This window comes from Faecalibacterium gallinarum (assembly GCF_022180365.1).
Lineage (GTDB): Bacteria > Bacillota > Clostridia > Oscillospirales > Ruminococcaceae > Faecalibacterium > Faecalibacterium gallinarum.
In genome coordinates this window covers 1-14,375 of the sequence record NZ_BQKV01000002.1, presented here as the reverse complement: position 1 = coordinate 14,375, position 14,375 = coordinate 1, and the positions used below count along the sequence as shown (strand labels likewise).

Genomic DNA, 14,375 nt, shown 5'->3' with positions numbered 1-14,375 from the left:
CAGTATGAAAAATGATATGTTGGAACTGATTCGTTCCCGCCGCAGCATTCGCTCCTAAGTGAAATTTCAACATCCTCTTGACAGACTGACCTGCAATCGCTATACTCTCTTTGAAAATTGCGTGGATTTTTCTGGATTCGATCACCTTTTCGCCACACACTCGCTCAAGCGCCTTTGAGCGGGTGTGTGGCTTTTTTTGTTTGAAGGAGAAAAATACATGCGTTTTTGATCTGTTTTCCTTCCGCGTGGCTTTGCCACCCGTGACGGAGGGACTTTTTATCGAGGGGAGGATTTTTATGTCCAACGAAAACCGGATGGCAACAGAGCCGATTGGCCGTCTGCTGCTTCAGATGTCTCTGCCGCCGCTGTTTTCGATGTTTTTGCAGTATTCCTATAATCTGGCAGACAGCGCATTTGTGGCGCGTCTGAGTGAGGACGCGCTCACGGCAGTCTCTTTTTCATTTCCGCTTACCACACTGATGAACGCCGTTTCCATCTGGATCGGTGTAGGTGTCAATATTCTGATCTCAGGTTATCTTGGTCAGAAAAAACAGGAAAAAGCCAATGATACAGTCACCCTAGGACTTTTGCTTTCGTTCGCTGTCGGCGCAGCCATCAACCTGGCAGCATTTCTGATTTTGCCTGCCTATTTCAAGGCGTTTACCAGCGACGCCTCTATTTACTCTCTCAGCATTGCCTATATGAGTGTATGCGCCTTTATGCAGGTCCCCAACATGGTGCACATCGCCATCCAGAAGATGATCCAGGCCACTGGCAATATGATCGGCCCCATGTGGTTCCAGATCGCGGGTGTTGTATTTAATTTTATCTTTGATCCTCTGCTGATTTTTGGCATTGGCCCCTTCCCGACCATGGGCATCCGCGGCGCTGCCGTGGCCACTGTGGGCGGCTACACGCTCTCCATGCTGCTGGCCTTTGCCATGCTGCTGTGCACAAAGCAAAAGATTCGCATCCGCATAAAGGGCTTTTGTTGGGAGTGGACCGCTGTGCGGCGTGTGTTTGCTCTGGGTCTGCCGTCCTTTATCATGAACGCACTGAGCGCCTTTATGGTGACGATCGTCAACTTGTTTCTCGCTGCATACTCCGCCACGGCCATTGCGTTCTTCGGCGCATATTTCAAGGTCCAGCAGTTGATCGTGATGACGGTCAACGGCCTGATACAAGGCTGCCTACCCATCATGCGTTTCAGTTACGGTGCTGGAAATTCCCGGCGGCTGAATCTGGCCTTCCGGGACGGCACACTGCTGGTCGTATGGATGATGGCCCTTGGCACGGCGGCGATTGCCGTTTTCCCTGCACAGATCCTGGGACTGTTCACTGCCTCAGCGGAAATGCAGGAATATGGTGTCACCGCCATGCGGATCATGGCCGTGGGGTATGTATTTTGCGGTCTTTCCACAATGGTCTCTACCTATCTGCAGGCCACGGAGCAGGTCTTTGTCAGTATGCTGTTGCAGATGATGCGCCAGTTTGCGCTGCTGGTACCGGTAATGTGGCTGTTGGAACGTCAGCTTGGCATCATCGGCATCTGGCTGTCCTTCCCAGTGGCGGAGGTGACTACCTTTCTCGCAGCAGTTCTTTTGATGCGCCGCTTTCAGAAAAAGCAGCGGTCCCTACACCCCGCGGAGGCCTGAACTTCCATACTTTATCTATTTGAGGAGAATTCAATGAATGACACTTTCATGAAAGAAAAACCCGTGCTGCCGCTGTTGCTCTCTATGGCCCTGCCTATGGTGCTGTCGATGCTGGTCAACTCGCTGTACAACATTGTAGACAGCTTTTTCGTTGCCCGCATCAGCGAGGATGCCATGACTGCCCTCTCATTGGTCTACCCGGTGCAGAACCTGATCAATGCTGTAGGCATCGGCTTTGGCATTGGCATCAACGCAGTCATTGCCCTGCACCTCGGCGCGCAGGAGCAGCGCGCGGCCGACCAAGCCGCCACCCAGGGCCTGCTGATGGCCGCTGTGCACAGCGTACTGATGACCGTGGGTTCGCTCGCAGTCATGCCATCCTTTTTGCGGATGTTCACCTCATCTGCGGCCATCCAAGCCTTGGGCGTGCAGTATTCCACGATTGCGTTTGCCTTTACGCCTGCTATCATCTTCGGCGTCTCGTTTGAAAAGCTCTTTCAGGCCGTCGGCAGCATGCAGGTGACAATGGTCAGTATGTTGTGCGGCTGCCTCACCAACATTGTCTTGGACCCGCTGCTGATCTTTGGCATCGGGCCATTTCCGGCCATGGGCATCCGCGGTGCGGCGCTAGCCACTGGTATCGGTCAGGTGCTGACCCTTGTTATTTACCTGGTCATTTATGCAGTGCGGCCGCCCCGGGTGCGCATCCGCAGGGAGCTGCTGCGGCCGGAGCTGACGATGATTGGCCGGCTATATTCCATCGGCATTCCGGCGGCGCTCAACCTCGCGCTGCCATCCTTCCTTATCTCGGCACTAAACGTGATACTCGCCGCCTGGTCGGAGGTATATGTGCTGGTGCTCGGCATTTACTACAAACTTCAGACCTTCCTCTACCTGCCCGCCAACGGCATCGTACAGGGGATGCGACCGTTGGTCGGCTACAACTACGGCGCGGGTGAATACAGGCGGGTCCAGCAGATTTACCGCATCGTGCTGTGCATGTGCGGTGGAATCATGGCTGCGGGCATGCTCGTCTGTCTGGCGGTGCCCGGCGTGCTGATGGGATTGTTTACCCAAAACCCGGACACGGTTACCGTCGGTACGTCCGCGCTGCGAATCATCAGCATGGGTTTTGTCGTCTCGGCGTTTTCGGTCACCTCGTCCGGCGCGCTGGAGGGACTGGGTAAGGGAGCTGAATCGCTTATCATCTCCCTGTGCCGCTACGCTCTCATCATCATACCGGCGGCATTTGTGCTCAGCCGGTTCTTTGGGCCTGTGGGCGTATGGCATGCATTTTGGGTCGCGGAGACCTTGACCGCTTTGATCTCTTTGGCTGTTTATCACCGTGTGGTAAAGTCGGCCTCGTGACCCCACCTGCCTGCCCCTAAATGGTCTTGTGGACGCAATTTACAAAGCGTGTGACTTCGTTATAGTTGATGTTATGTTTGTCCTCACAGTAAAAAGTATGCTCGCTGGCAGCATTTACGATTTCTTTTATTAGAATTTATCTGTTTGGGTCACTTATAAACATAAAAATCTCCTTTTGACACAGGTATCTGCAAACGAGGGGTGCGCTTCGGCTCTTGGCGGGAGCTGCAAAAGGATAGCTGCGGAGCAGCGCAAGGAAAATGCAGTTTTCCTTGGGATGGAATTGGGATGGCGAACGGAACGCCAGACCGATTGCATCAAGCCGTCTGCAAGACCGCAATTTCACCGGAACGGTGTATAATTGCGCCCTATTACAATAGGGTTGGATCTCCTCGAGCTTCCTGCAAATCGTGAATCATTTTTGCCAGGGCCAGCGCAACCTCCTGCTGACGAAATGAAAGTTTCAGCAACTCCATCACCTGGTCATCGGTCAACTCCCCTGGACAAATCAGAAAACTTTCCAGCATTCCCCCGCGGGTGCAGAGGCGATGGGTTCGGGCCTTGCGGGTCAGTTCCGGTATCCGGTGCTCCAGCATTTTCTCCTGGTGCTGGTAGTAGCGGAGTTTCTGTTCGGCCTTTTCTTTTTGTCCCTGAAGATAGCTAACACCTGTTTTATGCTTGGTCATGGCATTCCTCCTTCAGTTTTTATATTGGAAGTTTGCTCAAGGCTGGGCCCAATGATGGAAAGCCTGGCAGATTATGATTGAATTGATTCTTGTTTCCAGAAAGTAATCATAAGGTTAAACCCTTCCGCACAAATATCATCCAGCAGCGCAGTGGTATCTTCTTCGGCCGGGGGCCCCGTCGCACTTGCTACCGCCAAAAAATCCTCCGCCATGAAAGGAAACAAAGGTCGGGCGATCCGTCACAAGGCAAACCGCCATCTCAATCACTTTTACTACTCTGTGTTTTTTCTGGGTTTCATGATGCTCATTGATTTTTCTCCACGTCCTGCCAATGGATGTTATGCAGGATCTCCGCATCCTCTCCTGCAAAGACCTTTGCTGCTTCCGTATCCCCCATGAGCTGGTAAAGCATCCACGCTGTCATGTACCCATCGCTGCGCGCAAAGATCTCCCCGTGTTCTGCACCCACGGCCCTTGCAAGGACTTTGAAGCAGTGATCCGAAAGCAGCTGGTAGCTTTCCTGCATGGCAGCCAGCGGCGAAACTCCCCCGAATTCTTTCTCATAATCGTCTACTCCTCTATCGTCGGATGTTCCGGTTCCCGCCACCATAAAATAGGGAATCTTGACTTTCGTCAAATCGTAGTGCCATCCTAAATTTTCAGAAAGGAAGGGATAGGCGGCGCTTCCTGTAAAAATTGCCTTGTAGGCAGACCCGTTTTCGTATTCTGTTGCGGCCGCCAATGCACCCGCGCCACCCTGGGAGAAGCCCACAAGACCGATCTTGTTGGTGTCAAGTTTCCCATAGAGCATGTGATCCTCCGGCAGATGCAGCAGGTAGTCCAAGGTGAGAGAAGTTGTCTCTCCGGTCCCCGTTTGAGGATCTTCGTTTCCGACCACCACAAATCCCCACGAGGCAAGGCGCTGAAACCATGCCTCATACTTAGCAGCCGGCGTACCGCTGGCATTGACCACAAGAATCACGGGATATTGTTTGTCCGTTTTCTCAAGTTCTGCCGGATACCAAAATCGATAGGTTTGAATTGCTTTGTTCTCTGACGGGAAGTCGGCACTGGCTACCTCATATGAGCCAAGCTGGGAATACTTTTGCTCCAGCGGAGCCGCAGAAGAAAAGGATGCATAGTAATCAGGCGCCAGCACAGCGTTTTTTGATGCGATCCCTTTGATGCCGAGACCTGTGAGCATCGCGATGATTGCGAATGAAATCATTCCAACTAGTTTCATGGTTCAATCTGCTCCTTCTTGACAATTAGGTGAAACAACTGTATCATAAAAGGCAAATTGAAACAAGTGTTTCAGCAAAAATGAAACAGAGTGGAGGGGTTTGTATCATCTCATGAATCAAAACAACGAACAAAAGAACACCTATGTAAAAAAGCAAATCACGCTTGCTCTGCTGGAGCTTTTGAAGGAAAAACCACTGGCTGATATTTCAATCAGCGAACTGACCCAGAAGGCCCAGATTGGACGCGTTTCCTTTTATCGCAACTATCAAACCAAGGAAGATATTCTCAGAGAAGAATCCGACCGGCTGCTCAAAGAATGGGGGAAACTTTATGAGGAAAATCCCACATCTTCATTGGGTACCCTGTTTCCCTCTCTCTTTGATTTCTATCGGGAACACAAAGAATTTTATACCATTCTATACCATGCCGGGATGACCTCAATCCTACAGGAAACCATCCTAAGCACCACGCAAATTACTTCTGAAATGTCCAATCTGGAAGCTTACATGAAGTCCTTTTGGGCATATGGAATCTATGGCTGGATGATTGAATGGATCAAACGAGGCATGCCGGAATCCGGCGAAGAACTGACTCGATTATTTATCCTTGCAGAGCACGCACCAGAAATGCATCAAGACCAATAACAGCGGCAGGGTCTCTCGTCGAAGGCCCTGCCGCTGTTTCATTTGTCATTGATCTTCTTGACCTGCTCCACCGCTTCCTGCTGCACCAGCAGCCCCGCTGAGAAGCCATACTTGAAATGACACTCGCTCTCCTCGCCCTGGGCGATCGAAGACTGGGTTTGCAGTTCTTCCACCAGGGCGTAGTCCTCTTTACTCAGCCGCCTGGAAAGCTGCTCCATCAGCTTCTCACAGGTTTTGAGGGCCTCTATGTATGCCGGTGAAGTCGGCACCACTTTCTCACTAGGATAAAATTCCCCATTATAAATTGCTTCCAAAATCATAACCAGCCCCTCCTTTAACAATAGATCATCTCAGCCTGGATGATTTCCTCCGCCCGGCTGCGGATGGAGTTCATGGCCTGCACCCAGCGTACCGGATCGGCTGCTTTCAGTTCTTCCGTGATGCCCTCGGCCTGGGCCATCTGCTGGACAATTAGGCAGCACCGTTCAGTGGCCTGTTCGTCCAGGTTAGCCAGGATGGGATACAGCTTCCCAGACAGAAGCAGCGCTTGGTAAAGGACAGGGCGGTAATTTCTCAGGTATTCTTTATGTAATCGGCCCCATCGGCCGATGGGGCGTTTATCTTCCGGCAGCCTCAACGCCGGGAGATAATAATGGTCCGTCAGGACATAATCCAGACCGTTCTTGTTGTCGTGGATATGGTGTTGCAGCTTGTTCATGCGGATTCTCCTTTCGGCTCTGTTTCCAAACATTTTTGGTTGGGAAGGTAATACACACCCTTTGCACGATCTTCAGCCCGGATTGCTTCTTTCTTGGCGTCTATGCCGGCTTTCTTGGCTGCCTTAGTTTTCTGATAATAGGCATCCTGCCAGCCGCTTGCCTTGCGTCGAAGATAGGCTTCATGCCGTTTTTGACGCAGCCGTTCTTTTTCTTTCAAGGCGGCACGTTCCTCCTCCGACGGCGAATTGATCTCCTGCATCCCGAACTTGCCAACAAAATTGAAGTAGATCTCAATAGTCTGCGGAGAATTCGCCATACCCTTGTAATCCCGTTCATGCACAAAGATTTTGTAGATGAACTGGTTCAGCATGACGGCATCCAGTTCTTCAAAGTTCTGGTACTTTTTCACCAGTGCAATAAACTTGTCAGCAGACTTCTGTTCCTGTTCCTTGGTGTACTGAGCTTCCAGAATTTGATACCGCCTATCCGGGAGTTTTCCCAGAGTGTTGTCCTCATAGATTTTACAGAGCAGGGTTTCCAGCTCATCCAGTCGCTTTTGGCAGGCAGTGAGCCGGGTCTTCTGACCCTTCATTTCGCTGGACTGCCGGTTCTCAATCTCAGACCTTACGATACAGGTAAATTCTTCTTCATCCTCTTTTGAGAACCGAACGATTTCCCGCAGCGTTTCCTGGATCAGTCTCATGACTGAATCAGCATTGACCCAGTGTCCACTGGCGCATTTGCTGCCAACAGGAACTTTGCCATAACCAGAACAGGAAAAGTTTGCAGTGCGATTTCCATTTCCGGTGCGATGAATGTACATCGGACTGCCGCAGTCTGCACAGTACAGCAGGCCGGCCAGGGGATGAACTTCCCCCCATCCATCCGGGTAGCGCCGGATGCTAGCCCGCATCCGCTGCACCGTATCGTAGGTTTCCTGGTCGATGATCGGCTCATGGGTGTCCTTGATGATGGTCCATTGGTCCTGGTCAACGTAGTGGCTTTTCTTGTCCTTGAAGTGTTTTCGTGTTTTGAAATTGCAGGTGTGCCCCAGATAGGAAGGATTGGTCAGGATGTGGACGATGGTGGAACTACCCCACCGGTAGGGGGACTTGATTTCTCGAGTCTTCCACAACCCAATCCCCAGCTTCTGGTGGTAGTAAGCCGGAATTTCAATGTGCTCGTTTGAGAGGATATTTGCAATTTGGTAGGGTCCTTTGCCTTCCATAGCCATGCGGTAGATCCGCTGGACAATTGGGGCCGCTACCGGGTCAACCACCCATTGGTTTTTATCCTGCTCCGATTTCAGGTACCCATAGGGTACAGAGCTGCTGGTATGCTTTCCAGCAAGGTTCTTTGCCTGAAAGGCAGAGCGGATTTTCTTGCTGGTATCGCGGGCATACCACTCGTTCATAATATTTCGGAACGGGGTGAATTCATCGTCGCCTTTAAGAGTGTCCACACTGTCATTCAGGGCAATCAGCCGAGTGTCGTGTTTCCGCAACACCTCCATATAGGTGCCGACTTGCAGATAATCCCGGCCGAAGCGGCTCATATCCTTCACAATGACCACCGAGATTCGGTCGGCTTTGACCTCGTCAATCATTTTCTGGAAACCAGGCCGGTCAAACCGGGTACCGGAGATTCCATCGTCGGTGAAGTGAACATAGTTGGCAAACCCCTGCTGTTCCGCATAGTCCTCCAGGATGCGCTTCTGGAAAGAGATTTGTCAAGGGTGTTTTTTACAAAAACCTTTGCGGTAATCTATGAATTTATTTTCTTTAATTTCTTAATAAAAGATAGGCAAACGTCAGTGAATCTAAATTTCCATGTTATAAAAGAGAACTTGAAACGCTCAAAATTAAAATCAGTATGAACTTCCCAATTCAGCCTTGACTTCTTGCGGGTTTCCCTATATAATGAAAAGCAAATTATTCAAAGAAGGGAATTGAAAGACTTACTATGGACAACGCCGACAGTAGCGACGCTGATCGAAGTAACAATAACTATAAATTGAATAGGTTTTATATATAATAGGCATAACCTGCGTCTAATTGTTAGACAGCAGGCTATGCCTATTTGTGTTCTTTTTTGCTGATCACCGCTGAAAGGCGGTCAGAATATAAATTTTATCAAAGAAAGGAGTGATTGATCCATCATGGATCGACACAGACAGACGCCTTGGCACGCACTGAAACTTACGGAGGTTTATGAGACTTTACATACCTCCGAGGAAGGATTAAGTGATGCCGAGGCTGCCGAAAGGCTGGAAAAATATGGGCGCAATGCATTGCGCTCGAAACCGCCCAAAACCATTCTTCAAATGCTGAAAGCGCAGATCATTGACCCGATGGTACTTATCCTCATCGGCGCATCCGCTTTTTCCGCAATTTTGCAGGAATGGACGGAAGCGGCGGTAATCTTTGTTATTGTAATCGTCAACGCTGTCATTGGTATTGTGCAGGAAAAGAAGGCACAATCCTCTTTGGAGGCGCTTCGCAACATGAGCGCCCCAACGGCCCGGGTTCTGCGCCAGGGGGAGGAGACCGTAATTCCCGCCAGCGAGTTGGTAGTGGGTGACGTTGTGATGCTTGGCGATGGAGATATGGTTCCGGCGGACTTACGCCTGATAGATTCCGCCAATTTGAAAGTGCAGGAGGCTTCTTTGACCGGCGAATCCGTCCCTTCTGAAAAGGAAGCAGAAGATATTCCGCCAGAAGACTGCCCTCTGGGTGACCGCAGTAATATGGCGTACACCTCAGCCATTGTCACATACGGACGAGCGACTGGCGTTGTAGTAGCCACCGGCATGGATACCGAGGTAGGTAATATCGCCGGTATGCTGGATAATCAGGACGATACGGATACACCCTTAAAACGGAAACTGAATGCGGTTGGTAAGACTCTGACCATCGTTGGACTAATCGTCTGTGCCCTGATCTTTGCCATCGGTGCTTTCTATCAGCGCCCGCTGATTCCGCAGTTCCTGGTTGCGATTTCGCTGGCAATCTCTATCATCCCGGAAGGTCTGCCTGCTACAGCCACTATTGTAATGGCGCTGGGCGTGCAGCGTATGGCAAAGAAAAATGCGTTGATTCGCAAATTGCCCGCAGTGGAAACCCTGGGTAGCGCCACCGTCATTTGCTCCGATAAAACAGGTACGCTCACACTCAATAAAATGACGGTAACACACATTGCGGTCAACGGAGATTTTGAAAACGGCACAACTACCCCGGTTGAAAATGCTGCCAACCAGCATCCCGCGGTCTATAAGGAATTGGTTTATGCAGCGGCTCTCTGCAATGACGCCAGCCTTGACCCGGATAGAAAGGGAGAAATCATCGGTGACCCCACAGAGGGTGCGCTGATCTATCTGGCACAGGCGTTTGGAATCGACCATGAAGCCCTGGAGGATGATTATCCCCGCCTTTTTGAGCAGCCTTTTGATTCTGAGCGTAAGAGGATGACCACTGTTCACCGCATCCATGAGAAGTGGGTTTCTTATACCAAGGGTGCGGTGGATGAAATGCTGCCCCTGTGTACTCACATTCTGACTTCGGAAGGTGTGCGGCCTATTACGGAGGCTGACAAAGAAAACATTACAAAACTTTGCCTTTCCATGTCGGAGGGTGCCTTGCGTGTGCTTGGCTTTGCCATGCGCACCCTCATGGAGCTACCTACAGATGATGATGAGAATGTAGAATTTGACATGACTTTTGTGGGTGTGACCGGAATGATCGACCCGCCCCGAAAGGAAGTGGCCGATTCCGTGCGTACCTGCCGTCAGGCGGGCATCCGAACGATTATGATCACCGGCGACCATAAGGTGACAGCCCTTGCCATTGCGAAAGAGCTGGATATTTACCGAGAAGGCAACACCGTCATATCCGGTGAGGAACTGGATACGATGACGGATGACGAATTGGACGATGCGGTAAAAACAACGACTGTCTTCGCCCGTGTATCCCCTGCGGATAAACTGCGTATCATCCAGAGTTTGAAACGCACCGGTGAAGTAGCAGCTATGACGGGTGACGGTGTCAATGACTCCCCCGCCCTGAAAGCGGCAGACATTGGCGTGGCTATGGGTATCACCGGTACGGATGTGGCAAAAGATGCTGCCGATATGATCTTGCTGGATGACAGTTTTACCACGATTGCTTATGCCATCAAGGAAGGCCGCCGTGTCTACCGCAATATCCAGAAGGTAATTCAATTCCTACTGGTAGGTAATATTGCAGAGATTTTAACTCTGTTTGTAGCCACGCTCTTTAACTGGGATGCACCTTTGTTAGCCGTTCATATTTTGTGGGTAAATCTCGCTACAGCTACATTGCCTGCTCTGGCACTGGGTGTTGATCCGGCCAGCAAGAATATTATGAAGCACAAGCCGGTAAAATCAGGCACTCTGTTTGAAAAGGATCTGGTTCGCCGGGTTATTACGCAGGGCATCTTTGTGGCGGCCATGACCACCTGCGCTTACTGGATCGGCGCAAGCATGGGCAGCCATGTGACCGGTCAGACAATGGCGTTCTGTGTACTGGCCTTCTCGCAGATGCTTCGCGCTTTTAATCAGCGCTCCAATACGGAGCCTATCTGGGTGCGGGCAGAAGGGATCAATCCTTGGTTGATCGTTTCCTTCGTGGTATCTGCTCTTCTGATGGCGTGCATTCTGCTTGTTCCTGCGCTGCAAAATGCGTTCCGGTTGACCTTGTTGGATGGCACACAGTGGCTAATCGTCATTGGGCTGTCCCTTATGTCAATCCTACAAGTAGAAATTGTAAAGACCATTAAAAAGCATATTCATAAATAAGCAAAAAGGCGGAGGGTGCCCCCTCCGCCTTTTTTGAAAGAGATAATTATCTGTATATATTACTGGAGGTGAAATAAAATGGATACTGTGGAAATTATCAAAGCGGTAGTTTTTGGTGTGGTGCAAGGAGTTACGGAGTGGTTGCCCATTAGCAGTACAGGACACATGATTTTACTGGATGAGTTCCTCCAGCTTGATATGACACCGGAGTTCATGGAGATGTTCTATGTAGTAATCCAACTTGGTGCAATTTTGGCTGTACTTTTTCTGTTTTGGAGTAAGCTTTGTCCAGTTTCGTTTCATGGTAAGCCCCATCTGAAAAAGGATGTTTTAGCTCTGTGGCCAAAGATTATTGTAGCTTGTATTCCTGCCGGAGTTATCGGTATCCTGTGGAGTGATATGTTGAATGCTCTTTTCTTTCACCCGCTCGTGGTGATTACCATGCTTGCTTTGTTTGGCGTGTTATTTCTGGTGGTGGAGCACCAAAATAAAGAGAGAACGCCGACCATAGAATCTGTCGAGAAATTAACTTATCAAGCAGCACTATGGATTGGCATGTTTCAGCTTATTGCGGCTGTATTACCTGGAACATCCCGATCAGGAGCAACTATCATCGGTGCACGTATAATTGGAGTGTCACGAGTGGCGGCAGCTGAGTTTACATTTATGATGGCAGTACCGGTCATGTTTGGAGCGAGTGCGATTAAGCTCATGAGTTTTGGCATAAAATTTACAGCTATTGAGTGTGCTGTACTACTTACCGGAATGTTGGTTGCGTTTTTGGTATCGATAATATCTATTCGTTTCCTTATGTCGTTCATCAAAAAACATGATTTCAGAATTTTTGGCTGGTATCGAATCGCTCTTGCCGCAGCTGCTGCGATATACTTTGGTTTTATTGAATGATGGGATGTAAATAATTATCAAGACAAATCAAATGTTATGGGGAAATCCCGTTAAGGTTGTAGTGAACAGGAACGGTGGGTTACCGTTCCTGTTCACTCTTTTTCTTTTGAAAAGTCTGCTGCTCCTTATGCGCCTGTCGCATCATTCTCCGTACTGCCTGCCGCTCAATATCCTCATGCAGCATACGGGAAACTGCCTTTTTGCTGTCAAATATCAGCAGTGGGTTGTACTTCTCGCCGTAAACCTCTTGTGCCCGATTCTCCGCTTCTTGTTCTTTGCCGGGGCGGATGGCCTGCCTTGCTTCATACAGCTGCACCCGGTTGAAACCCTGTGCCTGCTCCCGAAGCCCGGCATACTCAGTCAGGGCAGCGTCCAACTCGGTGGAATATTTCTGCTCCTGTTCTTCCAGCCGTTTCAGGCTCTGCTCCATGGCAGCGATGTCTTTAGGAAATTTATCGGTGGCATCTTCCTCGGTATATGCCAGCGACGCCAGAAGCAGATTTTTCTCAGAACGCAATTCTTCCAAATCCTCTGTCAGTGCCGCAATTTTTGCGGCCAGCTCCCGGTGCCGGAACACATGAACCGCAGAGAGCGCCTTTTTCTCGGTAAGCAGGCTGCGGCGCTCCTTCGTCTTATCTCGGATGTCCTTTGCCAGCTGATTGTACTGTGTGAGGGCAGGGCGCAGCGTATTCAGCGAAGCATTCAGGCGTTCCTTGCCCTTGCAGAGATAACCCAGCTGATAGCAGAACAGCAGCAGATTTTTTCGTAGATTTTCCATGGCCTCGGCAAGCGCCGGGAGGGTACTTTTGACTGCTTGCGCCAGCTTTTTGACCTGTCCTCTCAGCTCCTGGAGCAGGGCATTGTCGGCCTTGATCTGCCGGTTCAGTTCGCATCGGTCAGAGATAATACCCTTTTTCTCCATGGCTCTGGCAACCACACCCTCATGGACCGTAGGCTGCTCCAGCAGCCCACGCTCGGCATGGCTGCGGTGGTCGATGCGTTCTTCGTGCCCGGTGCGCTCCAGATGGCGGTTTGCCACATCCGCCCATGCAGCCCGCCACAGAACAAGTTGCTCATCGCTGTTCCAGCGTTCCGTGATGGGATTCTGTCTGCCATATTTGGTGCTTTTGGGGTATTTGGACACCCGTTCATAGCCCTGGGCCTGTGCTGCGGACGGAGCCATATACACCTTCTTTTTGCCCACCTTGTACTGGTACTGTTTCTCCCAGCCGTCGGCCTGCGCCTGCTTGAACTCGGCAGCGGTAAAGCCCCGTTCCTCGCCGCCTTTGACACAGAGATATTCTTTCTCGGTCTTGTACTGCCATTTCCCCTTTTCATCCAGCGGGCGCACCGTCAGCAGGATATGGGCATGGGGATTGTGTCCGGGAGGATACGGGTCATGGATAGCAGCATCGGCGCACATTCCGTCTGCCACAAATTGCTCCTTGATGAAATCTTGCAGGAGCTGGATTTGTTCCTCCCGGCTCAGTTCTATGGGCAGCGCCGCCACAAATTCACGGGCGAGGCGGCTGTCCTTTGCGGTTTCGGTTTCCTCCACGGCGTTCCACAGGGTTTCTCGATCCTGCCACTCTGCGGGGGCGGTGGCTGGCAGAAAAACCTGCCGCCACCCAAGGCCCTGTTTGCGGGTGTAGTCGTGCTGCACCCCGTCATACTCGTTGAGCATCCGGGAACAGCTCAGATAGGCCGCAGCAGCCACGGCGGAGCGTCCAGCTCCACGGCTGACTATCTTGGCCTCCAAATGATAAATCGCCATTGTCTACCGTCCTTTCCGAAGGGCTACTGTAAAACGCAGCAGCCCTTCTTCCGTACTCGATTGCAACAGGTACGTCGTGAAATACGACGTACCGCCAGCAGGGGTGGAACAAATCGTTCCACCCCTGTATCTGTGCCAAGCTGCCGGTGGCAGGTTGACGCAGGCAGACGGCGGGATGAGGTGGCAATATACCACCCCGTGAACAGGGGATTCCAAAGTGGAAACCCCTGCGCCGACTGCATGGGCAAGACTGGCAGTTTGGCAGAAATGCAGCCTTGTCCAGCGGCGTCCGCAGACGCCGCAATCCCCCTCGGAGAGCGCACGTGCCCGACCAACGGGAGGGCTACCACCGCCTGCTTTAGCAGGTGGTGAATAAGTGCACCCTTCGGGCCCTTCGGGATAAAAAAGAGGAAGGCCCCCGGTTTCCCGGAGTGAACCGCCCCATATTGTGCGGACAGTACAAAAAAGAGGCCTGCAAGGGGTAGAAGTAAACGAATCAAAGACTGGCCTGGCGAAGCGAGAGCGGAGCCAGGCCAGTCTTTGTCTGGAGCCGCTCGTGGTTATA

The 14,375-nt window shown here is 51.1% G+C and carries 11 protein-coding genes; 5 read left to right on the top strand and 6 right to left on the bottom strand.

The features are described from left to right. Positions 1-296 precede the first annotated feature (296 nt). Together JCM17207_RS00225 and JCM17207_RS00220 are read left to right on the top strand one after the other, a co-directional pair. The gene (locus JCM17207_RS00225) at positions 297-1,655 is read left to right on the top strand and encodes an MATE family efflux transporter (RefSeq protein ID WP_238315443.1); all 1,359 of its coding nucleotides are present in this window, start codon (positions 297-299) and stop codon (positions 1,653-1,655) included. Positions 1,656-1,688: 33 nt separating this feature from the next. Then, positions 1,689-3,023: an MATE family efflux transporter gene (locus tag JCM17207_RS00220; protein WP_238315442.1), complete on the top strand. Its 1,335-nt coding sequence runs from the start codon at positions 1,689-1,691 to the stop codon at positions 3,021-3,023. A gap of 371 nt (positions 3,024-3,394) precedes the next feature. Here JCM17207_RS00220 and JCM17207_RS00215 read toward each other — a convergent pair whose 3' ends face one another. After that, a complete protein-coding gene (locus JCM17207_RS00215; protein ID WP_238315441.1) occupies positions 3,395-3,709 on the bottom strand; it encodes a DUF3847 domain-containing protein in 315 nt (104 codons plus the stop codon). 304 nt (positions 3,710-4,013) lie between these two features. Further along, positions 4,014-4,952: a poly(ethylene terephthalate) hydrolase family protein gene (locus JCM17207_RS00210; RefSeq protein ID WP_238315440.1), complete on the bottom strand. Its 939-nt coding sequence runs from the start codon at positions 4,950-4,952 to the stop codon at positions 4,014-4,016. A gap of 112 nt (positions 4,953-5,064) precedes the next feature. On the opposite strand from JCM17207_RS00210, the gene JCM17207_RS00205 reads away from it, so the two are divergent. Further along, positions 5,065-5,598, top strand: coding sequence for a TetR/AcrR family transcriptional regulator (locus JCM17207_RS00205; RefSeq protein ID WP_238315439.1), 534 nt, complete (start codon positions 5,065-5,067; stop codon positions 5,596-5,598). A gap of 38 nt (positions 5,599-5,636) precedes the next feature. On the opposite strand, the gene JCM17207_RS00200 is transcribed toward JCM17207_RS00205, so the two are convergent. From JCM17207_RS00200 to JCM17207_RS00190, 3 genes are read right to left on the bottom strand one after another with little or no spacing between them, the layout of a single operon-like run. Continuing rightward, a complete protein-coding gene (locus JCM17207_RS00200; RefSeq protein WP_097784783.1) occupies positions 5,637-5,918 on the bottom strand; it encodes a DUF6809 family protein in 282 nt (93 codons plus the stop codon). Positions 5,919-5,932: 14 nt separating this feature from the next. After that, entirely contained in the window at positions 5,933-6,316 is a 384-nt protein-coding gene (locus JCM17207_RS00195; RefSeq protein ID WP_238315438.1) for a TnpV protein, read from the bottom strand. Then, entirely contained in the window at positions 6,313-8,025 is a 1,713-nt protein-coding gene (locus JCM17207_RS00190; RefSeq protein WP_309295397.1) for a recombinase family protein, read from the bottom strand. The genes JCM17207_RS00195 and JCM17207_RS00190 overlap by 4 nt, the downstream gene beginning before the upstream one ends. A gap of 450 nt (positions 8,026-8,475) precedes the next feature. Between JCM17207_RS00190 and JCM17207_RS00185 the strand changes: the two genes are divergently transcribed. Both JCM17207_RS00185 and JCM17207_RS00180 read left to right on the top strand, forming a co-directional pair. Continuing rightward, the gene (locus JCM17207_RS00185; protein WP_238315437.1) at positions 8,476-11,130 is read left to right on the top strand and encodes a cation-translocating P-type ATPase; all 2,655 of its coding nucleotides are present in this window, start codon (positions 8,476-8,478) and stop codon (positions 11,128-11,130) included. 78 nt (positions 11,131-11,208) lie between these two features. After that, complete coding sequence (locus tag JCM17207_RS00180) at positions 11,209-12,036, top strand: undecaprenyl-diphosphate phosphatase (RefSeq protein WP_238315436.1); 828 nt, start codon at positions 11,209-11,211, stop codon at positions 12,034-12,036. Between the two features lie 79 nt (positions 12,037-12,115). Here JCM17207_RS00180 and mobQ read toward each other — a convergent pair whose 3' ends face one another. Beyond that, on the bottom strand, positions 12,116-13,810 hold the full coding sequence (gene mobQ / locus JCM17207_RS00175; RefSeq protein ID WP_238315435.1) for a MobQ family relaxase: 1,695 nt from the start codon (positions 13,808-13,810) through the stop codon (positions 12,116-12,118). Positions 13,811-14,375: the final 565 nt, after the last annotated feature.